Annotated in this window: 22 protein-coding genes and 1 pseudogene; 8 read left to right on the forward strand and 15 right to left on the reverse strand. The window is 74.2% G+C overall.

The window, feature by feature from the left end:
* The first annotated feature begins 37 nt into the window (after positions 1-37).
* Positions 38-1,330 (forward strand): trans-sulfuration enzyme family protein, encoded by a 1,293-nt coding sequence (locus ACIBTU_RS22740; protein ID WP_399128166.1) that lies wholly within the window; start codon positions 38-40, stop codon positions 1,328-1,330.
* On the opposite strand, the gene ACIBTU_RS22745 is transcribed toward ACIBTU_RS22740, so the two are convergent.
* From ACIBTU_RS22745 to ACIBTU_RS22770, 6 genes are all read right to left on the reverse strand, one after another.
* Positions 1,263-2,708 (reverse strand): GNAT family N-acetyltransferase, encoded by a 1,446-nt coding sequence (locus tag ACIBTU_RS22745; RefSeq protein ID WP_399128167.1) that lies wholly within the window; start codon positions 2,706-2,708, stop codon positions 1,263-1,265. The two genes, ACIBTU_RS22740 and ACIBTU_RS22745, sit on opposite strands and share 68 nt — an antisense overlap.
* A 78-nt stretch (positions 2,709-2,786) precedes the next feature.
* On the reverse strand, positions 2,787-5,444 hold the full coding sequence (locus tag ACIBTU_RS22750; RefSeq protein WP_399128168.1) for a DUF6493 family protein: 2,658 nt from the start codon (positions 5,442-5,444) through the stop codon (positions 2,787-2,789).
* A complete protein-coding gene (locus ACIBTU_RS22755; protein ID WP_399128169.1) occupies positions 5,444-6,853 on the reverse strand; it encodes an SWIM zinc finger family protein in 1,410 nt (469 codons plus the stop codon). Before ACIBTU_RS22755 ends, ACIBTU_RS22750 begins: the two co-directional genes overlap by 1 nt.
* A gap of 83 nt (positions 6,854-6,936) precedes the next feature.
* Positions 6,937-8,517: an alkaline phosphatase D family protein gene (locus tag ACIBTU_RS22760; RefSeq protein ID WP_399128170.1), complete on the reverse strand. Its 1,581-nt coding sequence runs from the start codon at positions 8,515-8,517 to the stop codon at positions 6,937-6,939.
* A 154-nt stretch (positions 8,518-8,671) separates the two neighbouring features.
* Positions 8,672-9,214, reverse strand: a complete 543-nt coding sequence (locus ACIBTU_RS22765; protein ID WP_399128172.1) for a GNAT family N-acetyltransferase — start codon at positions 9,212-9,214, stop codon at positions 8,672-8,674.
* 51 nt (positions 9,215-9,265) lie between these two features.
* Positions 9,266-10,702 carry a PLP-dependent aminotransferase family protein gene (locus ACIBTU_RS22770; protein WP_399128173.1) on the reverse strand — a complete coding sequence of 479 codons (1,437 nt, stop codon included), beginning with the start codon at positions 10,700-10,702 and terminating at the stop codon, positions 9,266-9,268.
* Between the two features lie 105 nt (positions 10,703-10,807).
* Here ACIBTU_RS22770 and ACIBTU_RS22775 point away from each other — a divergent pair.
* Positions 10,808-11,647: pseudogene (locus ACIBTU_RS22775) on the forward strand (DMT family transporter); the annotation flags it as partial.
* 36 nt (positions 11,648-11,683) lie between these two features.
* Here ACIBTU_RS22775 and ACIBTU_RS22780 read toward each other — a convergent pair.
* The gene (locus ACIBTU_RS22780) at positions 11,684-12,511 is read right to left on the reverse strand and encodes an alpha/beta fold hydrolase (RefSeq protein WP_399128174.1); all 828 of its coding nucleotides are present in this window, start codon (positions 12,509-12,511) and stop codon (positions 11,684-11,686) included.
* A 163-nt stretch (positions 12,512-12,674) separates the two neighbouring features.
* On the opposite strand from ACIBTU_RS22780, the gene sigJ reads away from it, so the two are divergent.
* Together sigJ and ACIBTU_RS22790 are read left to right on the forward strand one after the other, a co-directional pair.
* Positions 12,675-13,559, forward strand: a complete 885-nt coding sequence (gene sigJ / locus ACIBTU_RS22785; RefSeq protein WP_399128175.1) for an RNA polymerase sigma factor SigJ — start codon at positions 12,675-12,677, stop codon at positions 13,557-13,559.
* Positions 13,560-13,833: 274 nt separating this feature from the next.
* On the forward strand, positions 13,834-14,595 hold the full coding sequence (locus ACIBTU_RS22790; protein WP_399128399.1) for a GntR family transcriptional regulator: 762 nt from the start codon (positions 13,834-13,836) through the stop codon (positions 14,593-14,595).
* A gap of 293 nt (positions 14,596-14,888) precedes the next feature.
* On the opposite strand, the gene ACIBTU_RS22795 is transcribed toward ACIBTU_RS22790, so the two are convergent.
* The 3 genes from ACIBTU_RS22795 to ACIBTU_RS22805 all read right to left on the reverse strand — a co-directional run bounded on the left by ACIBTU_RS22795 (position 14,889) and on the right by ACIBTU_RS22805 (position 18,062).
* A complete protein-coding gene (locus ACIBTU_RS22795; protein WP_399128177.1) occupies positions 14,889-16,046 on the reverse strand; it encodes an ROK family protein in 1,158 nt (385 codons plus the stop codon).
* A gap of 133 nt (positions 16,047-16,179) precedes the next feature.
* Positions 16,180-16,830, reverse strand: coding sequence for a response regulator (locus ACIBTU_RS22800; RefSeq protein ID WP_399128178.1), 651 nt, complete (start codon positions 16,828-16,830; stop codon positions 16,180-16,182).
* A gap of 14 nt (positions 16,831-16,844) precedes the next feature.
* Positions 16,845-18,062 (reverse strand): sensor histidine kinase, encoded by a 1,218-nt coding sequence (locus ACIBTU_RS22805; RefSeq protein ID WP_399128179.1) that lies wholly within the window; start codon positions 18,060-18,062, stop codon positions 16,845-16,847.
* 108 nt (positions 18,063-18,170) lie between these two features.
* On the opposite strand from ACIBTU_RS22805, the gene ACIBTU_RS22810 reads away from it, so the two are divergent.
* From ACIBTU_RS22810 to ACIBTU_RS22820, 3 genes are all read left to right on the forward strand, one after another.
* Positions 18,171-19,094, forward strand: a complete 924-nt coding sequence (locus tag ACIBTU_RS22810) for an ATP-binding cassette domain-containing protein (RefSeq protein WP_399128180.1) — start codon at positions 18,171-18,173, stop codon at positions 19,092-19,094.
* Between the two features lie 2 nt (positions 19,095-19,096).
* Positions 19,097-19,843: an ABC transporter permease gene (locus ACIBTU_RS22815; protein WP_399128181.1), complete on the forward strand. Its 747-nt coding sequence runs from the start codon at positions 19,097-19,099 to the stop codon at positions 19,841-19,843.
* Positions 19,844-19,981: 138 nt separating this feature from the next.
* Complete coding sequence (locus ACIBTU_RS22820) at positions 19,982-20,788, forward strand: SAM-dependent methyltransferase (RefSeq protein WP_399128182.1); 807 nt, start codon at positions 19,982-19,984, stop codon at positions 20,786-20,788.
* Positions 20,789-20,814: 26 nt separating this feature from the next.
* Here the strand turns inward: ACIBTU_RS22820 and mug are convergent, their stop codons facing one another.
* Both mug and purB read right to left on the reverse strand, forming a co-directional pair.
* On the reverse strand, positions 20,815-21,369 hold the full coding sequence (gene mug, locus ACIBTU_RS22825) for a G/U mismatch-specific DNA glycosylase (protein ID WP_399128400.1): 555 nt from the start codon (positions 21,367-21,369) through the stop codon (positions 20,815-20,817).
* Entirely contained in the window at positions 21,366-22,805 is a 1,440-nt protein-coding gene (gene purB / locus ACIBTU_RS22830) for an adenylosuccinate lyase (RefSeq protein ID WP_399128183.1), read from the reverse strand. Before purB ends, mug begins: the two co-directional genes overlap by 4 nt.
* Before the next feature lie 135 nt (positions 22,806-22,940).
* Between purB and ACIBTU_RS22835 the strand changes: the two genes are divergently transcribed.
* Entirely contained in the window at positions 22,941-23,384 is a 444-nt protein-coding gene (locus ACIBTU_RS22835; protein ID WP_399128185.1) for a hypothetical protein, read from the forward strand.
* 4 nt (positions 23,385-23,388) lie between these two features.
* Here ACIBTU_RS22835 and ACIBTU_RS22840 read toward each other — a convergent pair whose 3' ends face one another.
* The 3 genes from ACIBTU_RS22840 to ACIBTU_RS22850 form a co-directional block, all read right to left on the reverse strand.
* Complete coding sequence (locus ACIBTU_RS22840; protein WP_399128186.1) at positions 23,389-24,150, reverse strand: class I SAM-dependent methyltransferase; 762 nt, start codon at positions 24,148-24,150, stop codon at positions 23,389-23,391.
* 118 nt (positions 24,151-24,268) lie between these two features.
* On the reverse strand, positions 24,269-24,889 hold the full coding sequence (locus ACIBTU_RS22845) for a YdeI family protein (protein ID WP_399128188.1): 621 nt from the start codon (positions 24,887-24,889) through the stop codon (positions 24,269-24,271).
* Between the two features lie 39 nt (positions 24,890-24,928).
* A complete protein-coding gene (locus ACIBTU_RS22850) occupies positions 24,929-25,729 on the reverse strand; it encodes an SGNH/GDSL hydrolase family protein (protein ID WP_399128189.1) in 801 nt (266 codons plus the stop codon).
* Positions 25,730-25,827: the final 98 nt, after the last annotated feature.

Genomic DNA, 25,827 nt, shown 5'->3' on the forward strand with positions numbered 1-25,827 from the left:
TACGTACCGGACCTCGGTCGGTGTTCAGCCTGGCCCCATGGATACCGACGAGGCTGTGACGTACCCCCGGCCGTACCCCGCGCCCCGGGCCCTCGCCACCGAAGCCGTGCACGCCGGACGCGACGATCTCGCGGCCCTGGGCCTGCATGCCCCGCCCATCGACCTCTCCACCACCTACCCGTCCGCCGACAGCCGCGGCGAGGCCGCGCGCATCGACGCGTTCGCCGCCGACGGCGTCCTCGACGACGGACCGCCCGTCTACGGCCGCCTCGCCAATCCGACGGTCGCCCGCTTCGAGACCGCCCTCGCCCGGCTCGAAGGCACCGAGAGCGCCGTCGCGTTCGCCAGTGGCATGGCGGCCCTCACCGCCGTCCTCCTCGTCCGGCTCGGCGCGGGCCTGCGCCACGTCGTCGCCGTCCGGCCGCTGTACGGGTGCAGCGACCACCTCCTCACCGCGGGCGCGCTCGGCTCCGAGGTGACCTGGGTCGACCCGGCCGGGATCGCCGACGCGATCCGGCCCGACACCGGCCTCGTCATGGTCGAGTCGCCCGCCAACCCGACCCTCGCCGAGGTCGACCTGCGGGCCGTCGCGCACGCCTGTGGCTCCGTGCCGCTGCTCGTGGACAACACCTTCGCGACGCCCGTCCTGCAGCGCCCCGTCGAACACGGCGCCCGGCTCGTGCTGCACAGCGCGACCAAGTACCTGGGCGGCCACGGCGACGTCCTGGGCGGCGTCGTCGCCTGCGACGAGGCCTTCGCCCGCGAACTGCGCAAGGTCCGCTTCGCCACCGGCGGCGTCCTGCACCCGCTCGCCGGCTACCTGCTGCTGCGCGGCCTCGCGACCCTGCCCGTGCGGGTCCGGGCCGCGTCCGCGACCGCCGCCGATCTGGTCGCCCGGCTCGCCGCCGACCCGCGCGTCACCCGCGTCCACTACCCGCGCATCGGCGGCGCCATGGTCTCCTTCGAGGTCGCGGGCGACCCGCACGCCGTCATCGGCGGCGTACGGCTGATCACCCCCGCGGTGAGCCTCGGCAGCGTCGACTCCCTGATCCAGCACCCGGCCTCCATCAGCCACCGCATCGTCGACGCCGACGACCGCAGGGCCTCCGGCGTCAGCGACCGGCTGCTGCGCCTGTCGGTCGGCCTGGAGGACGTCGAGGACCTGTGGGGCGACCTGGACCGGGCGCTCGACGCCTCCGTCTCCGCAGTGGTCCCGGCCTCCGCCGCAGCGGCGGCCGGACCGGCGGCTGGACCCGCGGCCGTCAGCGCCGCTCGGCCTGCTCGTACGGCGGCCGTGACGCCACTGGCGTCGCGTCCAGCCGCGCGGTGACGACCAGGGTGCCCTCCTCGATCTGGTAGTCGAGAGGCAGCCCGAGGCCGCGCATCGCGGCGACCATGCCGGTGTTGGACGCCTGCGTCACCGCGTACACGCTCGCGCAGCCGGCCTCGACCGCCATCGTGACCAGACGGCCGAGCAGGTCGGCGCCGATGCCGCGGCGCTGCCAGTCGTCCTCGACGAGCAGCGCCACCTCGGTCTCGTCGCCGTCCCACAGCAGATGGCCGAGGGCCACGATCCGGCCCGAGGCCGTCTGCGCGGCCAGCGTCCGCCCGAAGCGCGGGCCGAGCAGATGGTTGAGGTACCGGTCCACGTCCGCGACCGGACCGTGGTACCGCATGCTCAACGTCCGCTGCGAGCACCGCTCGTGCATCGCCTTCGCCGCCGCCACGTCCGACAGGTCGGCGCGGCGCACCTTCACCTCGTTGCCCTGCGGCAGCGTCAGCATGTCGTGGGCGCGCGGCACGCGCGGGCCCAGCCGCGTGTCCAGTTCCACCAGCGCCCGCGCCCGCGCGAACTCCGTCGGTGTGAACGGCAGATACGGCCGCTCCACCGTGATCACCCCGCCCTCGGGCGTACGCAGCCGCATCGCCGTCCCGTCGTATCCGCCCTCCACCGGTGTCCCGTCGTCGTCCGCCCGCGCCGCCGGCGACGAGGCGGGCAGCGACCGGATCGTGCACCGGCCCAGCAACTGGCGCAGCGACAACGGCAGTTCCGCCGCGTCCAGCGCCGTACGGGTCGCGAGGCCCAGGATCCGGGTGGGCGCGTCCACCAGGTCGTGGGCGTCGGCCCGCTCGACCCAGGTCCCCGAACCACCGGCCCCGGCCACCCCGCGCGACAGCTCCGCGGCGGGCAGCTCCTGCGGCGCGCGCAGCAGGAACTCGTCCACCGTGCCGTCCGCCAGCGGATGCGTCTGCAGGCTCAGGATGTCGACCCGCAGCCGGGCCAGCGCCGTGCACAGGACGGCGAGCGAACCCGGCTCGTCCCGCACCGTCGTCCGCATCCGCCACAGCGTGCCGTGCGCGGGATCGACCGACCCCTCGTCCACCACCGCGCCCTGGACCGGGCCCCCGCCCTGTTCCTGTCGCCCGGGTGCCGTCCCGCCGGTGTGCGGGGCGGCGTCCCGGGCGCCGGTATCCGAGGTCGGGGGAGCATGACCGTGGCGGCGTGCCCACCACACGTGGAACCCCGCCGTGGCCAGCAGCACCACGGCCGAGATCACGAGCAGTGCCGGACCGCCGGGGCCGTGCCCGATCAGGTTCGCCACCGCGTCCGCGACCGTGACCGCCGTGAACAGCGCGGCCAGTTCGACCAGATCCCGTCGCCAGTGGTGGACCGGCCGACCGTGCTTCACTCGCGTCACATCAGACATGTCTGGACTCATGCATCCACTGTGAAGGAACGGTGTTGCGTGATCACGAACGATGTGTGACCGATGAGTAAAGCCGTCTTATGGCTGCTTTGTCCTCCCTTCGAGCGCGGTCCGCAGCCGCCGTGCCTGGATCACCATCTGGGACGAACTCCGGCGCGCCGCCACCTCGGTGAGCCCGGGGATCGGTTCGTGCGCCCCGGTCCGTTCCGCGCAGTCCGCCGCCACGGCGAGCAGCTCGCCGAGCCCGCGCAGCGCGGTCGGCGGCTCACCGCTCGCGAGCAGCGTCGGCAGCAGCCCCCGCACCACCCGCAGCACCGTCGCGTACGCCCCGGTCGACGCGGCCGTGCCCAACGCGTCGGCGAGCCGGGTCAGCCGGACGGCGCCCGCCTCCCACAGCCGCGCCGTCAAGGAGCCCAGCAGCCCCGCGTCGAGCTCGTCCCGGGCCGCCAGGATCAGCAGGGCGTCCACTCCGGCGAGCCGGTCCTCCGCATGCCGCGCCGCGAGCCCGTACGCCACCGACAGATGCACGGCCGGACCGGCCGCGCCCGGGGCCTCCGCGAGCAGCGGCAGAAACGCGGACGTGCCTCTCGCCCCCTCGACCGCGCAGCTGGACAACTCGCTCAGCAGCCGCGCCGCCACGACTTCCCGGCGCCCCGGCAGCGCCGCCAGCAGGTGGCCGGCCGTGGCGGCGGCCCCGGACTCGCCCCACCAGTACGCCGGTATGTCGTCGAGGACCACCAAAGGCCGGCCGAGCTGCGTGAACGGCGCGGGGAACTCCCTCTGCAACTCCTGGTCCTCCGCCCTCTCGGCCAGGACCCGGTCGACCACGGGCCGGAGCACCGTCTCCGGGCCGGGCGAGGGCGGCGTGGCCAGCCACGCCGCGAGCCGGTCGCCCTCCCGGGTGCCGAGCGCCGCCGCCCGCGTCGCCGCGTCAGCCGCCGCCCGCGCGTCCGAACGGTCCACGCGCAGCAGGGCCTGAGCCAGGTCGGCCGCACCGGCCCGCGCGCCCAGGTCCCGGTACGTCCGCAGCCGTTCCACCAGTTCGCCCGGCTCGACGAAGCCCGTGCTCCAGGTCGGCGTCGCCAGAAGGAACGGCACCGGCCTCGTCCGGATCCGGTACGCCACCTCCCACAACCGCGCGTCGTAGCAGCGGCGCAGCGACCGGTCCGGCCTGCCGGGCCGCACGTCGTGCCCGTGCTCGGCTCCGTAGCGCAGTGTGCGCAGGTGCAGCACCTCGACGGCGCTCGCCGCCACGACCTCCAGGCCGTACGTCGCCTCCCGGAACGCGCCCTGCACCCGGCCGTACGTGTCCGGGCCGGACCACCAGCAGCGCGCGACGACCGGGGCCAGCGCCGCCGCGAGGCCCTCGCGGTCCCGGAAGGCGTGGCGCACCAGCCCGTCCAGCGTCCGCTCGAACGCCGCCAGATCACCGCCGGACGCCAGGATCGCCCCCACCTCCTCGGCGACCTCCGCCGCCGAGTCGGGCGCGGCCGCCAGCCGGAACGGCTCCTGCATCAGCGGCAGCAGCTCCGTGTACGGCTCCTCCGGAGCGAGCTCGACGCCGAGCGCCTCCTCGGCCAGGGGACGCAGGCCCGGCGTCAACTGTGCCGCCGCCTCGACCAGACGCTCCCGGGTGGCCGCGCCCGCGGTGCCCATGTGCCGTGCCACGAGCTTCAGCGCCCGCTCCTGCACCTCCGTGTCCGCGTGCCCGAACGCCTCGCCCACCGCGGGCAGCAGCTCGTCCGCGACCGGCGGATCCCCCTCGCCCTCCCGCGACCTGAGCACCTTGCCCAGCAGCGCCAACTGCGCCCGCACCAGCTTCTTCTCCGTGCGGAACAGCACCGCGCCCGACACCTCGGCCAGCGTGCGCACCGGCAGCAAGCCCGCAAGGGCGAGCCCGCCGAGCACCTTCTGCGCGTGCGCCGCCACCGGCGACGGCCCGTCCGCGCACATCGCCGCCCAGTCGGCGACCCGCTCGCTCTCCTCGTCCTGACCCGGCGCGAGCGCCTCCAGCACCTTCAGGAACAGCCGCAGATCGGAAGGGCGCCCGCCGCGCAGCAGCCGCGCCACACACCCGTCGAGCAGCACCTTCCGCTCCAGCACCTCAGCCCGCGCCAGCTCCGCCAGGGCCCCGGGCCAGCTCTGCGCGCTGTCGGACGGGAACCAGTCGAGCCGTCCCCCGATGTCCTCGGTCTCGAACAGCGCCGCCGTCAGCTCCGCCACGTGGGGCTCCGCCCGCAGCCGGTCCGCGAGCGAACGGCCGCTCGTGCGCCCGGCGTTGAGGCCCCCCACCCACCCGACCACGTACGACTCGGTCACCGGCACCGGGCATCCGGCCAGCTCGACCAGCCCCGCCATCAGCTCGTACGACACCCCGCGCGACGTCGGCAGCGCCGCCAGACGGTGCGCCACGTCGGCCAGCCACTCCGGCTCCCGGCCGGCCAGTAGATGCAGCAGCACGCGCGGTGCCACATGGCGCTGCCACACCCACTCGCTCGCCCCGAGCCAGGCCGCGGCGGCCGCCGCGCCCGTGTGGCAGGCCGCCCCCGCGAGCTGGAGCGCCGGATAGGCCTTGCGCGCCTCCGAGTCCCAGGGCCCCTCCCGCAACTCCTTGCGCAGCTCCTTCAGGCCGGGCAGGCAGGCCCGGCGCTCCGCGTCCGACAGCCCGTCGAGCAGATCCGTCACCTCGGCCACCCGCCCCGCGCGCACGGCCGCCAGCAGCGTCCCGGCACCCATCACGCCCCCAGCGCGGTCGTCGCGCGCGGGTCCACCGCGCCCCAGGCCGTGTCCCCGTCGGCCGCGCTCCTCCGTGCCATCCGCACCGCGAGCGCGTGCTTGCAGGGCCCGCGCCCACCGCGATACCTGGCCCACCACAGACACGTACACCTCGACGTCCCCCCGTCCTCGCGGACCCGGTGCACATGACCGTCGTCCGCCATCACCGTCCCCGCCCCGTCCTCGACCGTCACCGCGCCCGCGCTCACCAGCGCCCGCGCGTCCCGCAGCCGCGGATTGTGCCGCTCCACGCGGTCCGCGTCGTACGGCAGTTCACGGTGGAAGTAGGCCGCCTCCGCCGTGTCGTAGCCGACCCGCCCCGACGTGCCCAGGCGCACGAGCGCCGCGCGCACCCGCTCCAGCGGCAGGCCCGAGGACGCCGCCAGGTCCGCGAGGTCGATGCGCGGCTCCCACGCGAGCAGCACCGCTATCAGTTCCGCGTCCTCGGCCGCCCGGTCGGTGGCCAGTGCGTCCAGTACCCCGCCCTCGCCGGAGAACCCGCGTGCCGCGTCGGGGGAGAGCGTCAGAGTCAGCCGCATCCCGGGGAGTACCGCCTCCCACGCGCCGGCCACCGCGGTCCGGGTGGCGGCGGCCGGGCCGTACACGCGCAGCGCCGTCGCGTGCCGCAGCACCCGCTGCAGCGCGACCAGACGCTCGGGGCCCGGCAGGCACACCGCCCCCGGAACCGGCCGCGAGGTCGGGCGCAGTCCGCGCCCCGCCGGCACCACCCAACGAGCTTCCCGGCCCGACGCGCGCGGCAGCGACCGCAGGAACCGCACCGCCTCCGCCGCGTCGAGCTCGGCCCGCAGCTCGAACCCGGCGGATATGACCTGCGCCTCGGCGAAGCCGCGCAGCCAGCGGTCGGGCAGCGGCACCTTCTTCTCCACCACGGGCCCGTCGAGCGTGGTGACCGCCAACTCCTCCGGGCCCACCCGCAGATGCAGCGGATCGTCGCCGCCGATCCGCGAAAGGGCCTCCCGCAGCGGGTTGTTCACATCGACATTGGTCGTGCCGTGCCCCACCTCGTCGCCGTCGAGCCCCCCGGCCAGGACGTCGAGCCGCGCGTACACCCCGCCGCAGCCCGAGAAGGACTCGAAACGCAGCCGGTCGCCGCTGCCGGTCACCACCGGGTCGAGCGAGGCGGTGAACCGCTGCTGGTGGTAGCGGGCGGCCGCCACGTCGGCGACCGCCAGCAGCCCCGCCGCCGCGACCTGAGGCGAGGTCAGGAACCCGCTGAAGAACCGCGGATGATCTCGCGGTCCCGCGGGCGTCGCGCCCCGTGACGTCTCGAGTCCCAACTGCCCCACACCCCCCGCGGACTCGAGCACGGAGGGTCGACGATAGGTCACGGCCTGTGTTGATCGCGTCATGGGTGAAACCGTAGAGCCGACCACTGACAATCGCGCTGACCTGCGGTTTCGCTCGCGTGGGCGGGGCCGTCAGCCCCCGGCTCTCACTGCCCGACGCGCCCCGGCTGCAGCGTCTTCGAGAACAGCACGTCGCCGCCCTCCTGCCGCAGCCGCACCGTCAGCGCACCGCTGTCGCCGTCGATGTCGACCTCGCCGAAGTACGGCGGGGTCTCGGCCGGTGACGTGTTCGCCCGCGACGGAGCCTTGAGGAAGACCTGCTGCGGGCCGAACGTCCCGTCCAGCTTCAGCGCCGGGAAACCGCCCGCGGCCAGCGGCCCGGACACGAACTCCCAGAACGGCTCGAAGTCCTGGAACGCTGCCTTGTCCGGCTCGTAGTGCTGGGCCGAGGTGTAGTGCACGTCCGCCGTGAGCCACAGCGTGCCCGTGATCCGCTGGTGCTTGATGTGCCGCAGCAGCTCCGCGATCTGGAGTTCACGGCCGAGCGGCGCGCCCGGGTCGCCCTGCGCCACCGCCTCGAACCGTGTCGCGCCGTCGGGCACGACCAGGCCCAGCGGCATGTCCGAGGCGATCACCTTCCAGGTGGCCCGGGAGCGCGACAACTCACGCTTGAGCCACGCGAGTTGCTCGGCGCCGAGGATCCCGGTGGTGTCGTCGGCCTGCCGGTTCGACGAGTTCGCGTTCCGGTACGTGCGCATGTCCAGCACGAAGACGTCGAGCAGCGGCCCCTGGTGCAGCACCCGGTACACCCGGCCGTCCGGGTTGCCGACGGGCAGGGACGAGACCGGGAAGTACTCGCTGAACGCGCGCAGCGAACGGGCCGAGAGCACGTCCGCGTTCTTCTCCGTGTACCGGTCGTCGGCCAGCAGCTGGCCCGGGTACCAGTTGTTGTGCACCTCGTGGTCGTCCCACTGCGTGATCGTGGGGACCTGGGCGTTGAACCGGCGCACGTTCTCGTCGAGGAGGTTGTACCGGAACGCACCGCGGAACTCGGCGAGACTCTCGGCGACCTTGGACTTCTCCTCGGTCGTGACGTTGCGCCACACCCGTCCGTCCGGGAGCGTGACGCTGGGCAGGATCGGGCCGTCCGCGTAGATGTTGTCGCCGCTGCACAGGAAGAAGTCCGGGTCCAGGGCGCGCATGTCCTCGTAGACGCGGTAGCCGCCGCGGTCCGGGTTGATGCCCCAGCCCTGGCCCGCGATGTCCGCCGACCACAGGAAGCGCACCCCGTCGCGCCGGGCCACGGAGGCCGTGCGGAACGTGCCCTCGACCGGCTCGCCCGTACGGCGCGGGTCGTCCGGGTCGGCGAGCAGCACCCGGTAGTGGATCTGCTCGCCGGGCGGCAGTCCGCGCAGCCGGGTCGTGCCCGTGAAGTCGGTGCCGGGGTCGAGCAGCGGGCCCTGCCACCGGGTCACATTGCGGAACGACTCGGTGGGCGAGGTCTCCACGACCATCCGCGCGGGCCGGTCGGAGCGCACCCACACCAGACCCGAGTGCGCCGTCACGTCACCGGCCTGCACACCCCAGCCGGCCTTCGGCCGGCCCGAGAGCGCGAAGGCGGGGGCGGTGGCGCCGATCGTCGGCAGGGCGAGCGCCGCCGACGCGGCGAGCGCCCCGCGCAGGACTCCACGACGGCCGGGCAGCGGACTCGGGGGACGGTGTGACATGGGCGCCTCCAATGACGGTTCCGACGACGGGTGCGGTGCCATGGACTGCGCGCGGCGCCGCGAAGCCACACATACGGTTTCACCACGGCGCGCACACGAACCTCAAGTGAACAACCACCCCTGCCGTCGTGGGAACAGGCCCCGGGGGATCGGCCTACTCCTGCGACGTCTGCTTCCAGTCGTCGGCGAGCAGTCCGAGCAGCACCTCGTCGAGGAACTCGCCCATCACCCACGCGGAGGAGCGCAGCACGCCCTCCCGGACGAACCCGTTGCGCTCGGCGCAGCGCAGCATCGCCGCGTTGTCCGCCAGCGTCTCGATCTGCAGCCGGTGCAGGCCGCGGACCACGAAGCCGTAGTGGCACAGGACCGCGACCACGTCCGTCGCGTAGCCCTGACCGCGGGCTGAGGGGCGCAGGCCCATGCCGATGTGCGCCGTCCGGTTGTGCGGGTCGATGCCCCACAACTGCGCGCTGCCGACCAGGGTGCCGTGCTCCAGCTCGACGACCGAGAACTGGGTGTTGACCTCGTCCTCGTCGTCCACCAGGAACTGGGTCCTCTTGGAGCCGGGCGTGATCGGCCGCCACGGCCTCCCGTTGGCCCGTGAGGTCGTGACCACGTCGCCGTAGAGCTCGTCCTGCAGGATCGGGACGTCGTCCTCGTGGCGGGCCCTCAGCCCGACCTTGCTGCCCTTCAACATGCGGTCTTCCTATCGGGCCGCGCGGCGGGACGGCAACCGAAAAATGGCCGTTCAGGGCAGCCGCCCGTCCGGGGGCCGCGCCGCCCGCGCCAGGAGACGCACTCCCTCGGTGATCCGCGCGGGCGGCAGATGGGCGTAGCCGAGCACCAGGGACACGCCGGCGGAGTCCGCGTGCCCGTAGGCGCTGAGCGGACGGACCGTCACGCCCGCCTCGGTGCAGCGCTCCAGGAGGCGCGGCTCGGGTCCATAGCGCTCGGGGAGCGTCGCGATGGCGTGCAGGCCGGCTGCGATGCCCGACACCCGGGTACCGGGAAGGTGCGTCTCCAGGGCGGACAGCAGCACGTCCCGTCGCTCCTTGTAGGCGCGCTGGCAGCGGCGCAACTGACGGTCGTAGTCGCCGCGCTCGACGAAGCGCGCGAGAACGGCCTGGTCGAGCGTAGGGTTGCCGAGGTCCATGTACTGCTTGCGGGCGACGACCTCGTCGGCGAGGCCGTCGGGAACGACGAGCCAGCCCAGGCGCAGGCCCGGTACGAGGGACTTGCTCACCGAACCGGTGTAGGCGACGCGGTCCGGATCCAGCCCCTGCAGAGCGCCCACGGGAGCCCGGTCGTAGCGGAAGTCGCCGTCGTAGTCGTCCTCCACGACGATTCCGCCCGCCTCGCGCGCCCACGCGAGCAGCCGCGCCCTGCGGTCGGCCGAGTACGCGATGCCGGACGGGAAGTGGTGCCCCGGAGTGGTCACCACGGCGCGCACGCCCGAGGCCCGCAGCGGGGCGAGAGCGAGCCCCTCGTCGTCCATCGGCAGACGCACCACGCGCGGCCCCGCCGTCGCGAACAGTTCCTCGTACTGGGGGCTGCCGGGATCCTCGACGCCGACGGCGCTTTCCCCGCGCGCGTGGAGGGCCACGCCGAGCAGCGTCACCGCCTGGGTCACTCCGGAGCACACGACGATCCGCTCCGGGTCCGCCACGACGCCGCGCCGCCGGGCCAGCAGCTCCGCCAGCGCCGTGCGCAGCCGGGGCAGGCCGCGCGGATCGGGATAGCCGAGCTCCTCGTGCGGCAGGTCCGCGAGAACGGCCCGCTGCGCTGCCGACCACGCCGTCCTGGGGAACAGCGACAGATCGGGGCGGCCCGCCACGAAGTCCACCCGGCTGTCGGCGGGCCGCCGCGGCGACAGGTCCCGGGCGGCGGGCGCCGCGGCCCGCACCGCGTCGCCCACCCAGGTGCCGGCGCCCCGTCCGCTGCGCAGATAGCCCTCCGCGGCCAACTGCTCGTAGGCGTCCGTGACCAGCCCCCGGGACACGCCCAGGTCGCGCGCCAGGTCCCGGCTGGAGGGCAGCCGGGTGCCCGGGGCGAGCCGGCCCGAACGCACCGCCTCCCGCAGAGCGCTCTGGAGGGAGCGGCCACGCGCGCGTGCGGGGGCGGCGGCCGCCGGCAGGAGCAACTCCCAGGCGGCGGACGCCTCCTGGGGGAGCGAGGACGAGATCATGAGCGCGCACCCTACTGGCCCCAGAAGGGCTCCTCCGATTGGTCCCCGAGAACGCGCGTCGATTGGACCCCGAACCGGACCACCGTGCCTCCTAGCGTCGAGACCATGAACGCCACCACCTTGCGCGGCTCCGCCCTCGCCGCCCTCGCCTGCGTCCTCGTAGGAGGCTCGTTCACCGCGAACAGCGTCCTGGGCCACTACCCGTACGCGGGCGGTCAGTTCCTGCGCTACGGACTCGCCTTCCTGCTGCTGCTCCCCCTGGTGGCGCGCAGGGACGGTCTCGCGCCTCTGAAGCGGCTCACCGGACGCCAGTGGGGACGGCTCGCCCTCCTCGCGGCGGTCGGGATGGTCGGCTTCAACCTCGCCGTGCTCGCCGCCGAACGCACGGCGGAACCCGCCGTTCCCGGCGTCTTCGTCGGGTGCGCGCCGGTGATCGTGGCCGTGCTCGTCCCTCTGCTGGACGGGCGGCGCCCGCGACGGCCGGTGCTTCAGGGCGCGTTGCTGGTCGCGGCCGGGGCCTTCACCGTCCAGGGGTGGGGGCGCACGGACCTCCCGGGGCTGCTGTGGTCCGTGGGAGCGCTCGCCGGAGAGGTGGGCTTCGCGGTGCTCGCGGTCCCGGTGCTGCGCCCGCTCGGTCCGCGCCTGCTGTCCTGCACGGTGTGCGCGGTCGCCGCGGCCGAGTCGGTGCTCGCCGGGCTCGTCCTCGACGGCACCGCCTGGCTGCGGGTCCCGGAACCGGCCGAGACCGCCGCCCTGGTGTGGCAGGCCGTCGTCGTCACCGTGATCGGCTTCGTGTGCTGGTACGCGGGCATGCAGCGGATCGGCGCGGAGCGGGCCACGCTGTTCTCCGGGCTCATCCCTGTGGCGGCGGCCTGCACGGCGCCCCTGGTGGGCGCGGGGACGTACGGCCTCGCCCAGGGCGCGGGCAGCGCGCTCGTCGCGGGCGGGGTCGCCCTGGGCTCCGGGGTGTTCGGCGCCCGGTCAGCGGCTGGTGTCGAGGATGACGCGGGCGACGAGCGCCGGGGCGTCGTTCATCGGGACGTGACCGCAGCCGGGCAGCCGGACCAGACGCGCGCCCGGCAGGACCTGCTTGGCGCGCACCCCCTGGCGGCGCAGGAGCAGCCGGTCCCGCGTGCCCCAGGCGACGGTCACCGGGATCTCGGGAACGTCGTCGCGGAACTGGACGGTGCGGCCCGCGCGGAGCGTCTCGCGGAAGCCGGGGGCCTCGCGCAGCGCCAGGGTCTCGGCCACGACGGCCTCGGGTGAACGGCGGCCGGGCCGCGCGTAGATGGTGCTGGTGAGCGCGGTGCGCCCGGCCGCCGAGCGGGACAGCCGCTCGATCGCGGGGACCGGCAGCGCCCGCGCGCCCTGACGCATCGCCAGGAGCGTGCCGAACGCGTAGCGGCGCTCCGCCTCGGTCCAGAAGCCGGCCGGGGAGAGCGCCGTGACCGACCGCACGCGCTTCTCGCGACCCAGGTCGAGGGCGAGCAGACCGCCCAGCGAGTTCCCGGCCACGTGGGGGCGTTCGATGCCGATGTGGCGGCAGAACGCGTCCAGCACCGGGACGACCGTCGACAGGTCGTAGGCGAGCCCCTCGGGCAGCGCCGGAGACGCGCCGAAGCCCGGCAGGTCGAGGGCGACGACGTCGCGCTCGGCGGCCAGGATCGGCAGCACCGGCTGCCAGGCCTGCCAGTGGTGCCCGATCCCGTGCAGCAGGAGCAGCGGCTCCCCGGATCCGGTGCGCTCGTACGTGACGGTCACCTCGCGGGGTCCGCCGTGGCTGTCGATGGTGAAGGTCGCCCGTGCCATGTCGCTCGCTCCCTGTCCCCGCCACGCCTCGACGGTTCCTTAGACTCCTTGTCAGCAACAATTACCGCCGAGTAGGCCCGAGTTCAAGAGGGGCGGCGCCCGACATCGGCCGGTCCGCCGGGCCGGCCTGGACAGCGCGTCGTTCGTCGGTTGGGATGGAGACGTGGCCACCGATACCGTGATCGACCTCTTCGAAGAGCACCGGCCCGTCCTCATGGGCGTGGCCTACCGCATGCTGGGCCGCGTCGCCGACGCCGAGGACGTGGTGCAGGACGCCTGGCTGCGCTGGTCCCAGGCGGACCGCGCCGACGTCCGCGAACCCCGCGCCTACCTGGTGCGCATCACGACCCGGCTCGCCGTCGACCGGCTGCGCCAGGCCCAGTCCCGCCGCGAGTCCTACGTGGGCCCCTGGCTGCCCGAACCGCTCGTGACCGACTTCGGCCCCCGGGTCCCCGACACCGCCGAACAGGCCGTGCTCGCCGACTCGGTGTCCCTGGCCGTGCTCGTCGTCCTGGAGTCGCTCTCGCCGCTGGAGCGTGCCGTCTTCGTCCTGCGCGAGGCCTTCGGGCTGCCCTTCGCCGAGATCGCGACCACCCTGGAGCGCGGCGAGGCCGCCGTGCGCCAACTCGCCGCTCGCGCGCGCAAGCACGTGGAGGAGCGCAGGCCCCGCTTCGACGTCGACCCCGCGCAGCAGCGCGACCTCACCGAGCGGTTCCTCGCCGCGGCCGCCGACGGGGACCTCGAGGGGCTGATGAAGATGCTCGCGCCCGACGTCGCCCTCGTCGGCGACAGTGGCGGCAAGTCGAAGGCGCCCGTCCGCGTCATCGAGTCCGCCGACAAGGTGGGCCGCTTCGTGCACGGGGCCGCGCGCCAGGGGGCGGGGCAGGCCGACACCTCGTACCGCTTCCTGGAGCTCAACGGCGCGCCGGCCGTCGCCTTCCTGGTGGGCGGCAAGATCGACGCCGTCATCCAGCTCGGCGTCGCCGACGGGAAGATCCAGCAGGTCTACATCGTGCGCAACCCCGACAAGCTGCAGTCGCTCCTGTGAGTCGCCTCCTGTAGCCGCTGTCCGGACGAAGGCCCGTCCCGCTGCCGCGGGGCGGGCCTTCGCGTGTGCGCGGCCACGCGCGCGAACGCCGTGCGAACGGTGTGCGGCCCTCCATGAACGCTCTGCGGCAGGGCCCCGGCACGGGCCGTACCCGATCGAGCATTGGTCTTGACCAAGTCAGGGGCGGGTCATACGCTCGCAGGGATAGTGCAGGAACCTTTAATAAACAAGGGCGCTAAATAGCCGCCGGGACATGGCTGTTGCGGAGGACAGGGTGGGGACCACGCAGTTGGAAGCGGCTCCGGAGCCGAAGTACTGGCATCTGCGGACCGTGCTGAGCGAGGCGCTGGACTCGGAGTTCTCCGTCGGCGAGATCCTTCCGAACGAGCGTGACCTCGCCGCCCGGTTCGGCGTCGCCCGCGCCACGCTCCGCCAGGCTCTCGAGCAGCTGGAGCTGGAAGGCCGCCTCCAGCGCCGCCGCGGCGTTGGCACCACTGTGGCGCCGCCCCGCGTGGGCGTGGCCGTGGCCTCCACCGACGAGGACCGGCCCGGTGCCAGCGGTGACGCGTGGCAGGTCGTCGACTCCACCCTCGACGTGGCCCCGGCCGCCGTCGCGGGCATGCTCGGCGTCCGCGCGGGCGAGAGCGTGCACGTGCTGCGCCGCCGCCGCGTCTCGCACGGCCAGACGGTCGCCGCCGAGCTGCTCTACGTTCCCGCCGCCTCCGTGCCCGACCTGACCGCCATAGACGCCCCGTCCGGCCCCGCCCGCGGCCGCGCCGTGCTGCGCGAGCTCCAGCGGCAGGGCCTCGACGGCCAGGACCGCGCGGTGGAGCTCGGCTCCGTGCGCGCGGAGGACGCCAAGGAGCTCGACCGGCTGCCCGGCGCCCCGGTCCTCGTGGTGACGACGCGCTACTTCAGCAAGGGCGCGACGGCGGCGGCCGCCGTGGCCACGTACCGCGCGGACACCTGCCGCCTCACCTTCGGCGACACCCCCAGCGTGGAGATCCACCACACCCCGGAGGCCCACGCGTCCTGAGCGGCGGGCCGCCCGCCCATCCATGGAGCGAGCGGCACCTGAATCCCGGTCGGCGGCGTTCCCGCGCGAGCGCTCAGGTGGGCCGAGCCTGAGGTCGGCCTGCCCGTCTGCGGGGTCATACCTGGGCGGCTGGGCGCCCAGCGAGCGGCTCCAGCTGTCGAGGCGCGCCGGGCGCATCGTGCGGGCCTCCCGCCCCCGACACGCAGCCCACCCGGTGGCCAGCCCCGTCGGCCCGCTTCACAGGCCGCGTACGCATCGGTCCAGCCTCATGGTTCGGCCCCGCCCGCAAAACCTCAGCGGCGAGCCGACACCGTGCTCTCCGTCGCGAACAGTTGCGCCTCCACATGGTCGAGCGCCAGGCGCAACGCGCCCGTGGCCACCGCCGCCTCGCCGAGCAGCGACAGGGCGACCCGCGGCGGACGCAGGCAGTAGCGCTCCAGCTCCCGGCGCAGCGGATCGAGCACGCCGTCCAGCCCGGCCGCCCAGCCGCCGACGACCACCAGCTCCGGATCGAGGGCGAGGACCAGCGCCGCGACATCGTGCACCAGCCGCTGGATGAACCGCTCGACGGCGGCACCGGCCCGCTCGTCGCCCTCCTTGGCCAGCGCGAACACCTTCGCCACGGCCTGCTCGTCCAGCGGATGCAGCGGCTCGTCCGTCGTCGACAGCAGCGTCTCGGGGCGCACCTCGCGGCCCAGCAGATGCAGAGCCCCGATCTCGCCGGCCGCGCCCCCGAAACCACGGTGCAGCCGCCCGCCGATCAGCGAACCGGCGCCCGGGCTCAGCCCCGCGAGCACCATCACCATGTCGTCGGTGTCGACGCCGGCGCCCTTCCAGTGCTCGGCGACCGCCGCCGTGTTCGCGTCGTTCTCGACGATCACGGGGCACCTGAAGGAACGCCGGAGCCGGTCGCCGAGCGGCAGCCCCGTCCACTCCGGAAGCGCCGTGCCGAGCCGTACCGTGCCGTCGGCCTCCACGATCCCCGGGCTGCCCACGCCGACCGCGCGCAGCGAGTCACGGGCCACGCCCGCCCGGCGCAGCAGATCGGCGACCGTGCCCCGCAGCCGCTCCAGGCGCTCGTCCGCCGGGGCGGTCTCCGACACGTCCTTGGACGCCGAGCCGAGGATGCGCCCGTCGAGCGCGGACAGCACGGCGGCGACCCGGTGCGGCCCGATCTCCAGGCCGAGCAGGTGACCCGCCTCGGCCCGGAAGCGGAACTTGCGCGCGGGACGACCCTGCCGACGGGCACTCGGCGCCGTGCCGTCCGTCTCGACGACGAGTCCGGCCTCCATGAGCCCTTCCACGACGCCCTCGACGGTGGGCCGGGACAGTCCGGTCACCCCGGTGATCTCGGTGAGCGTCGCGAAATCCGTGGCGCGCAGCGCGTGCAGCACCACCGCGGAATTGATCCGCCTGAGCAGAGAGGGATCCCCGCCGGTCAGCCGCCCCAACGTCCGTCCTCCCAGCTAGTGCGCGTGTCCGCCGGATGCTACTCGCCGCGCGGCGCCGCGGCGAGACGCGGGGTGCGCCGATGTGGAACGCATCGCTCACCCGCGCGGGACGCGATCCGGGAGGATCCGGACGTCAGCTCGGGGTGACGAAACCGGATTCGTAGGCGGCGATCACGGCCTGGGTCCTGTCCCGCGCCCCGAGCTTCGCGAGGACGGCGCTCACGTGCGACTTCACCGTCTCCGTGCCGACGACGAGATCCGTGGCGATCTCCGCGTTCGACAACCCCCGCGCCATGCGCCGCAGCACCTCGCCCTCCCGCTCGGTCAGCGCCGCCCGCTCCAGCGCGGTCCGCGCCTTCGACGTGCCGTACTCCGCGGCGAGCCGCCGCACCGCCGCCGGGAACAGGAGCGAGTCGCCCGCCGCGACGAGCCGCACCGCGTGCACGATCTCCGCCGGCCGCGCCCGCTTCAGCAGGAACCCGTCGGCACCCGCGCGCAGCGCCCCGTACACGTACTCGTCGTTCTCGAAGGTGGTGATCACGAGGATCTTCGGCGGTCGGTCGACCGTGCGCAGCACCGCGCGGGTGGCCTCGATCCCGTCGAGCAGCGGCATCCGTACGTCCATGGCGACCACGTCGGGCCGCAGCTCCCGCACCAGCGGGACGACGGCCGCGCCGTCCGCGGCCTCGCCCACCACCTCGATGTCGGGCTGCGCCTCCAGCACGGCGCGCAGACCGGCGCGGACCAGGGGTTCGTCGTCTACGAGAAGCACGGTGAGCGGCACCGCGCCAGCCTAGATCACCCCGCCGGCAGGTCCACGTGTACCTGCCACTCCTCGCCCAGGGGGCCGGTCCGTGCCCGGCCGCCCAACAGCGCGGCCCGCTCCCGTACCCCGCGCAGCCCGCTCCCCGTGCCGCCCGGCGCGGCCCGGCCGCCCGAAGGCAGCGGGTTGCGCACCTCCAGCGAGAGCCGCCCGTCGGCGACGGCGAGCTCCACCCGGACCGGCACCGCGCCACAGTGACGCAGGACGTTCGTGAGCGCCTCCTGAAGGATGCGGTACCCCTCGCGGGACACCGGCCCCGGCACCGCGTCCAGCGGGCCGCGCACCTCCACGTCCACCTTCGCGCCGGACGCCCGCGCCGAGTCGAGGAGCCGGTCCGCCTCCTGGAGCGTCGGACGGCGGCTCGCGGGCCGCTCCGCCTCCCGCAGCACCCTCAGGACCCGGTCCAGATCCTCCAGGGCGGCCCGGCCCGTCTCCTCGATGGCGTCGAGCGCCCGGTCCGTGAACGCCGGATCGCCCGCCGCCCGCGCCGCCCCCGCCTGCACCACCGCGACGGTCAGCGCGTGCCCGATGGAGTCGTGCAACTCCCGCGCGATGCGGTTTCGTTCCAGCAGCTGCTCGGTGCGCTCCTCAAGGGCGGTGAGGCGCTCCGCCGCCGACGGGCCCAGCAACAGGAGGGCGGCGCGCGCCGTCAGCCAGCCCGCACCCGCCACCACGTAGAGGAGCACCAACAGGGGGAGCGGGATCAGTGCGGCGCACCACCAACCGGGGCCGGGAGTGGGCAGGGCGGAGACGGTCTCCGGTGTGTTCCCCGCCGCGGCGCCCGTCAATTCCAGGGAGACCGCCACCAGTTGCCCCGAGAGCAGTGCGACGGACAGGCCCAGGACCAGTCGCAGGAGCAGCCAGCCGCTGGTCCTGGCCCGGTCCCGCCAGGACGCCGACGGTGCCACAGAGACGCCGCCCTCCTCCCCGTCGCCCGCCACGCGCGTGTGCCCGCCCGGAAACAGCAGCAGCCGCGCCTGCAGCCCCTCCGCCCTCCGGGTCGCGGGAAACAGTCCCGCCACCAACAGAAGGGGAACCGGCACCGCGTACACGAGCAGCCAGTCCGTGAGCGACGGCCGCGACAGGCCCGGGTACACCGTGGCGCACACGAAGGCGAGAACCGCCGCAGACAACAGGTGCAGCCAACGGGTGTACGTGACCGCGCGGAACAGCGGTCTCACAAGGCGGGGCATGCGCCCATCGTGCCAGCAGCCCCGCGCCCCACGGCTCCCCCGCACGGGGGAGACGATCTCCACCGGCGGGGGAGGACCCGCACCCTGTCGCCGGGCCAGGCTGAAGTCATGACCAGCATCGACGTCTTGGACCTCACCAAGGAGTACGGCACGAAGCGCGCCGTCGACGGACTGACCTTCAGTGTCGAGCCCGGCCGCGTCACCGGCTTCCTCGGCCCGAACGGCGCCGGCAAGTCCACCACCCTGCGCCTCGCCCTCGGACTCGACCGCCCCACCTCCGGAAGCGCGCTCATCGGCGGCCGCGCCTACGGCACGTACGCGGAACCGCTGCGCACCGTGGGCGCGCTCCTCGACCCGCAGGCCGCCCACGGCGCCCGCACCGCACGCGACCACCTGCTCGCGCTCGCCGTCAGCAACCGCATCCCGGCCCGCCGCGTCGAGGAGGTCCTGGAACAGGCCGGCATCGCCGCCGTCGCCAAGCGCCGCATCAAGACGTTCTCCCTCGGCATGCGCCAGCGCCTCGGCATCGCGGCGGCCCTCCTCGGCGACCCCGAGGTCGTGATGCTCGACGAGCCGTCCAACGGACTCGACCCCGAAGGCATCATCTGGATCCGTGAGTTGATGCGCGACCTCGCCCGCGCGGGACGCACGGTGCTGGTCTCCAGCCACCTCATGAACGAGACCGCGACCTTCGCCGACCACCTCGTCGTCCTCGGCCGAGGCCGGCTCCTCGCCGACACCGCGATGCCGGACTTCATCGCCGCGCACAGCGCACGCCGCGTCCACGTGCGCACCACCGACCCGGGCCGGCTGCGGGACGCGCTCGTCCGCGCGGGACACACGGTCACGCTCGACGACGACGGCCGGCTCCTCGTCGACGGAGCGACCGCCGCCGACGTCGGCGCCCTCGCCGCGACCGAAGCCGTCCCCGTCCTCCAACTCGCCGACGAAGAAGCCTCCTTGGAAGAGGCCTACCTCGCCCTGACCGCCCGCGACGCCGAGTTCACCGGCACGCCCCTCCAGGAGGCCTGACCATGTCCACCACCGCTGTGCTGCACTCCGAGTGGATCAAGATCAGATCGCTGCGCGGCAGCTTCGGCTCGCTCGTCAGCGTGTTCGCCGCCACCGTCGCCATCACCCTTCTGGTGATGGCGAGCATCGGCCAGGAGGAGGCCCGCGGCGAGGGCGGCAGCGGCAGCGACCACCTGTTCTTCGCCTTCTACGCCCTGAACTTCGGCCAGATCGCCGCCCTCGCCTTCGGCGCCACCGCCGTGTCGTGCGAGTTCCTCAACGGCGCGCTGCGCGTCTCCCTGACCGCTGTCCCCGACCGTAACCGCCTGTACCTGTCGAAGCTCGCGGTGATCGGCGCGAGCGCGTTCGCCGTCGGCACCCTGACCACCTTCACGGCCTTCCTCGGCGGCCAGGCCTTCATGGGCTCCTACGCGCTCGGTCTCGGCGACGCCGGAGCCCTCCGGGCCTGCCTCGGCGGTGGTGCCTACCTCGCGCTCATGGCGCTGTCGGCCGCCGGGCTCACGGCCGTACTGCGCAGCGCCGTCGCCGTGCTGAGCATCCTGGTGCCGTTCCTCCTCATCGTGTCCTTCGTCGTCGGGGACGTGGCGGGCAACGTCGCCGACTTCCTCCCGGACCGGGCGGGCCAGCAGGTGCTGCGCCAGCAGGCGGTCGGCTCGCTCGGCCCGTGGGCGGGGCTCGCGGTGTGCGCGCTGTGGGCCGCGGTCGCCGTGCTCGCCGGGTGGTGGGCGCTGCGCCGCCGGGACGCCTGACGCGGGGGCTCCCGTTGTCGGTGCCCGTTGTCGGCGGGAGGAACTACCCTGCGTGCAGGGGATCTTGAGCGCCGGTCCGCACGGGCCGGCGCGACGGTCGAGCAGCAGCCAGGGCAGCCACGGCACGAAGGGAAGCACATGAGCGACGACAGCGCGCAGCAGCCGGGAGAGCGGATCGCCAGCCACATCGCGCACAACGCCCGTGTGTGGAACTACTGGCTGGGCGGCAAGGACCACTACCAGGTCGACGAGCAGGTCGGCGACATGGTCACGTCCATGTACCCGAGCATCGGCGAGGTCGCGCGCGCCGACCGCGCCTTCCTCGGCCGAGCCGTCGCCTTCCTCGCCGGGGAGGCGGGCGTCCGCCAGTTCCTCGACATCGGCACGGGCCTGCCGACGGTGGACAACACGCACGAGGTCGCCCAGCGCATCGCCCCCGACGCGCGCATCGTCTACGTGGACAACGACCCGATCGTGCTGACCCACGCCCGGGCGCTGCTCACCAGCACGGCCGAGGGCGCGACCAACTACGTGGACGCGGACGCCCACGACCCGCGCGCCATCGTCGAGGCCGCCTCCACCACCCTCGACTTCGACCGCCCCGTCGCGATCATGCTGCTCGGCATCCTGAACTTCGTCCTGGACACGGAGGAGGCCGCGGCGATCGTGCGCCGCCTCGTCGACGCCGTCCCGTCCGGCAGCTACGTCGTCCTCACGCACCCCACCCTGGAGCTGGGCGGCGAGGGCAACGAGGCGGCGATGAAGTTCTGGAACGAGAACGCGACCCCGCCGATCACCGCCCGCACCGGCGCCGAGGTGCTCGGCTTCCTGGACGGCCTGGAGCTCGTCGAGCCCGGCCTCGTCTCCTGCGCCCGCTGGCGCTCCGAAGCCGGCGAGGAGGGGCCGCTGGTCGCCCAGTTCGGCGTCGTGGCCCGCAAGCCGTAGCGGGGCGGTGCGGCGGGGGAGGGGAGCTACTCCGGCACGGGGGCGGCTGCTTTGCGCAGTCGCGCGTACTCCTCCGCCATCGTCGCGGCCGTCCAGTGCGCGTTCAGGCCGCTGGGATTGGGCAGCGCCCACACCCGGGCGCCCCCGATCTCCCGCTCCTGCGGCCCGATCCGGGCCTTCGGCTCGCCGAACGCCGACCGGTACGCGGTCACGCCGACGACAGCCAGCCAGCGCGGGCGCAGCCGCGTGACCTTCTCCGTGAGGATCCGGCCGCCCTCGCGGAACTCCTCGGCGCTCAGCTCGTCCGCGCGCGCCGTGGCCCGCGCCACCACATTGGTGATCCCCAGCCCGTACGACAACAGCTCGTCCTGCTCGGATGGCTTCAGCAGGCGCGGGGTGAAGCCGGACAGATGCAGCACCGGCCAGAAGCGGTTGCCGGGCCGCGCGAAGTGGTGGCCGGTCGCCGCCGTCATCAGGCCCGGATTGATCCCGCAGAACAGCACGGAGAGGCCGCTCGCGACGACGTCCGGAACGAGACGGTCACGAGCGGCCTCCAGGTCCGCGGGGGTGAGCCGGGTCAGAGGATCGCTCCGGGCGTGTACCCGGCGGCCTCCGGGTGCTGCTTGACGATCTCCTCGACGCGCGCGACGACCTGGGCGACCTGGCCGGCGGCGGCGCCCGTGAACGACAGCTTGTCGGCCATCAGCTCGTCGAGCTGCGCGCGGTCCAGCGGGATGCGGGAGTCGGCGGCGAGCTTGTCGAGCAGCTCGTTGCGCTCGGCGCCCTGCTCGCGCATCGCCAGCGCGGACGCGACGGCGTTCTCCTTGATCGCCTCGTGGGCCTCCTCGCGGCCCACGCCCGCGCGCACCGACGCCATGAGGACCTTCGTGGTGGCGAGGAACGGCAGGTAGCGGTCCAGCTCACGGGCGACGACGGCCGGGAAGGCGCCGAACTCGTCGAGCACCGTCAGGAAGGTCTCGAGCAGGCCGTCGAGCGCGAAGAACGCGTCCGGCAGGGCCACGCGGCGGACCACGGAGCAGGACACGTCGCCCTCGTTCCACTGGTCGCCCGCCAGCTCGCCCGTCATCGACGCGTAGCCGCGCAGGATGACCATGAGGCCGTTGACGCGCTCGCAGGAGCGGGTGTTCATCTTGTGCGGCATCGCCGACGAGCCGACCTGGCCCGGCTTGAAGCCCTCGGTGACCAGCTCGTGGCCGGCCATCAGACGGATCGTCTTGGCCAGCGACGACGGGGCCGCGGCGAGCTGCACCAGCGCGGTGACGACCTCGTAGTCGAGCGAGCGCGGGTAGACCTGGCCGACGGAGGTGAAGGCCTGCGAGAAGCCCAGGTGCGTGGCGATCCGCTGCTCCAGGTCGGCCAGCTTGTCGGCGTCGCCGCCCAGCAGGTCGAGCATGTCCTGCGCGGTGCCGACCGGGCCCTTGATGCCGCGCAGCGGGTAGCGGGTGAGCAGCTCCTCGACCCGGCCGTACGCGACGAGCAGCTCGTCGGTGGCGGTCGCGAAGCGCTTGCCGAGGGTCGTGGCCTGCGCCGCGACGTTGTGCGAGCGGCCCGCCATGACCAGCTCGGCGTACTCGCCCGACAGCTTGCCCAGACGCGCCAGGACGGCGACGGTACGGTCCCGGACCAGTTCGAGCGAGAGCCGGATCTGGAGCTGCTCGACGTTCTCCGTCAGGTCGCGGGACGTCATGCCCTTGTGGACCTGCTCGTGCCCGGCGAGCGCGTTGAACTCCTCGATGCGGGCCTTCACGTCGTGCCGCGTGACCTTCTCACGCTCGGCGATGGAGGCCAGGTCGACCTGGTCGAGCACGCGCTCGTAGTCCGCGATCGCGGCGTCCGGCACCTCGATCCCCAGGTCCTTCTGGGCCTTCAGGACGGCGAGCCAGAGCCGACGCTCCAGCTTCACCTTCTCCTCCGGGGACCAGAGGGTGGCGAGCTCGGCGGAGGCGTAGCGTCCGGCGAGAACGTTCGGGATACGGGGCTTGGCAGGCGCAGTCACGTGTACGGAGTTTACCGGGCGTCCCTACAGGCTCCGAACCACCGCCGACCTGGAGGAACGTACAGGCCGACCGGGGGCCGGTCCTCCTCACGGTACGCGTCGGGGATGCTGTCCGGAAGCGGGAAGGAGCGGGGGATGGACGAGCAGGTGGTGCGGGCCGGGTTCGACGGGCGGGGGCGGGTCGAGGTCGTCCTGCATTCCGGGAGCCAGGACGAGCGGGAGCGGGCGGAGCGGATCGCGCACGCGCTGGGCTATCGGCTGAGCGAGGTGCAGGGGCTCGGCCGGATGGGCGTCCGGCTCGGCTTCGTGCGGGACGACGACCCACGGGCCCGGCGCCGGGCCGGGGAATCCGTGAGCCGGCTGCGCGCGGGTGTCCCGCTGCTGCCCGCATCGGACGCCCCGCCGCCCCCACCACCCGGCCCGCCACCGGCGGCGGCCCCGGAGCCCCGGCCCAGGCCCCGTACCGCGGTCCCGGACGAGCCCCCGCCCCCGCCGGCCGTCGTGCGTCCCCCCGCACCGCGCGTGCCGCCGCGCCCGTCCTACCCGCCGCCCCCGTCCCCGCCTCCCGCGTCGGCCTGACCGGTCAGGCCGGGCGCCGGGCCGTGAGGAGTTCGAAGGGCGGGTTGGCCTCGTAGTCGTCCCAGAAGCCGGCGGCGAACGCCGCGCGGCCCTCGGGCGAGACGGCCAGCGGCGACCACGTGACGTCGGTGAAGCCCGCCCGGGTCAGCGCCTCGGCGTACACCTCGCGGCGCGGCAGGTTCGCCGTGAAGGAGACGGGCTGCGGGTCGAGGAACGCGGTGATGCGTACCCGGGGACCGACCTCCGAGCGGCCGCCCTCCAGCTCGCTGAGGAACCCGTACGGGCGCGGGCTCGGCCCCTCGAAGTCGTAGTCCGGGCTCTGGTTGAGGGCGTAGAAGGTGCCGCCCGGCGTCAGCGCGGCGTGGACGGTGCGGCACATGGACGTCATCGTGTCGGTGGTGTCCGCGTAATTGAGGAGGTTCACGGCGGTGGCGAGGTCGTAGCGGCCCGGGCCGAGAGAGCCGGCGCGTGCCACGTCGCCGACCGCGTAACGCACGCCCAGCGGATCGGCCTCCTCGAGGCGCAGCGCGGCGTTGATCATCTCGCCGGAGACGTCGACGCCCAGCACGTCGTCCGCCCCGCGCCGCTTGAACTCGCGACTGTAGAAGCCGGTCCCGCAGGCCAGGTCGAGGACGGACCGGCCGCGCACGTCGCCGACCAGCTCCAGGAAGCCCGGCACCTCGGCGTAGCGGCACAGGGTCAGTGCCTTGAACCCTTCGAACGCCTCGCCGATCCGGTCGTACTGCTGCTCCGCGCTCGTGCTCACGATGCCTCCCGCAGGGGTCGGTGGTGTCTGGCGCGTCGCAGTCTTCCGGCGCGGCGGAGCGAACACCGACTGACAGGAAGCACAAAGATCGGCGCCCGCTCTCGGGCGCGTGCACAAGTCAGCCCTCGTCGGCCGGCCCCGTCCCCGCGAGGGCGCGCACGGCCCGCTCCAGCCGCGTCCTGCGCGCCTGCGGCGTCGTCGCCTGGAGGAGGGGCAGCAGGGTCAGGTAGCGGGCGGTGCGGTCGAGGGCGTCGAACGCCTTGCGGGCGGCCGGCTCCGCGTCGAGCGCCGCCGCGAGATCGTCGGGGACCTTGGCCGTCGCCTGCGACGCGTACGCGCGGTCCCAGCGGCCGTCCTCCTGCGCCCGGCGGACCTCGGCGAGCCCCGGCTCCCGCATCCGGCCCGCGGCCGCGAGGTCCGCGACCTTGTCGACGTTCACCCGCGACCACAGGCTGCGGGGCCGTCGCGGCACGTACTTCTGCAGGTAGTACCGGTCGTCCAGGCCGCGCCGCTGCCCGGAGATCCAGCCCCAGCACAGCCCCACGTCGACCAGCTCGTCGTCCGTGACCGACGCGATTCCCGAGGCCCGCTTCGCCACCTTGACCCACAGGCCCGCCCCGCGCGTGTGGTGCTCGGCGAGCCAGTCGTCGAAGGCCGCCGCGTCCGGGAACGTGCGCACCTCGACCCCGTTGAACTCCTCGGGCCCCTCGGCCCCCGCGAACCCCTCGGACTGCGTCATGCGGGCAGAATAGGGCGCCCGTCCGGGCCCTGGAGGGCGTTACGAGTCGGAGGGTGCCGGGGCCTCGGAGGCAGCCGCGTACGGCGCGAGCTCCCCGCGCTTGGGCGCCAGCCCGTCACCCGACGAGCGGCCCGTGAGGCGCCGCCCGATCCACGGCACGAGGTGCTGCTTCGCGAACCGGGCGTCGGCGACCCGCCGCGCGGCCCAGTTCGGCCGGGCCGCCGCGGCCGGCGGGGCACGCCAGTCGGACTCCGGCGGATACCCGAGCGCCTGCCACACGGCCTCGGCGACCCGCTCGTGCCCCTCGGCGGTCAGATGCAGCCGGTCCACGTCCCACATGCGCTGCTCGCCGAGGACCGGCGCCCCGTACAGGTCGACGACCACGGCGCCGTGCCGCGCCGCGAGCTCGTCGATGTGCGTGAACAGCTCCTCCATGCGCGGCCGGAACCGCTCCATGACCGGGCCGTTGCGGCCGGGGCTGCGCATCAGCACGAGCTGTTCGCAGGAGGGGGCGAGCCGCTCCACGGCCTCGGTGAGCAGCCCGCGCACCCGGCCCATGTCGCACTTGGGACGCAGGGTGTCGTTCAGGCCGCCCACGAGGGTGACCACGTCGGCCCGCATACCGGCGGCGACCTCGACCTGCTCGTCGACGATCTGCCCGATGAGCTTGCCGCGCACGGCGAGGTTGGCGTACCGGAACCCCGGGTCCCGGGCGGCCATCCGGCCGGCCAGGAGGTCGGCCCAGCCGCGGTACGAGCCGTCCGGCAGCCGGTCCGACATGCCCTCGGTGAAGGAGTCGCCGAGCGCGACGAGGCTGGTGTACTTGACGTTCATCTGCATGGCGCCAGAGATCGTATCCCGGTGCGGGGGGGGGGGGGGGGGGGCGGGGGGCGGGCGGCGCGGGCGGGGGGGGGGGGGGGGGGGGGGGGGGAGCACAC

The organism is Streptomyces sp. NPDC050145 (genome assembly GCF_044460245.1).
Taxonomy (GTDB): Bacteria; Actinomycetota; Actinomycetes; order Streptomycetales; family Streptomycetaceae; genus Streptomyces.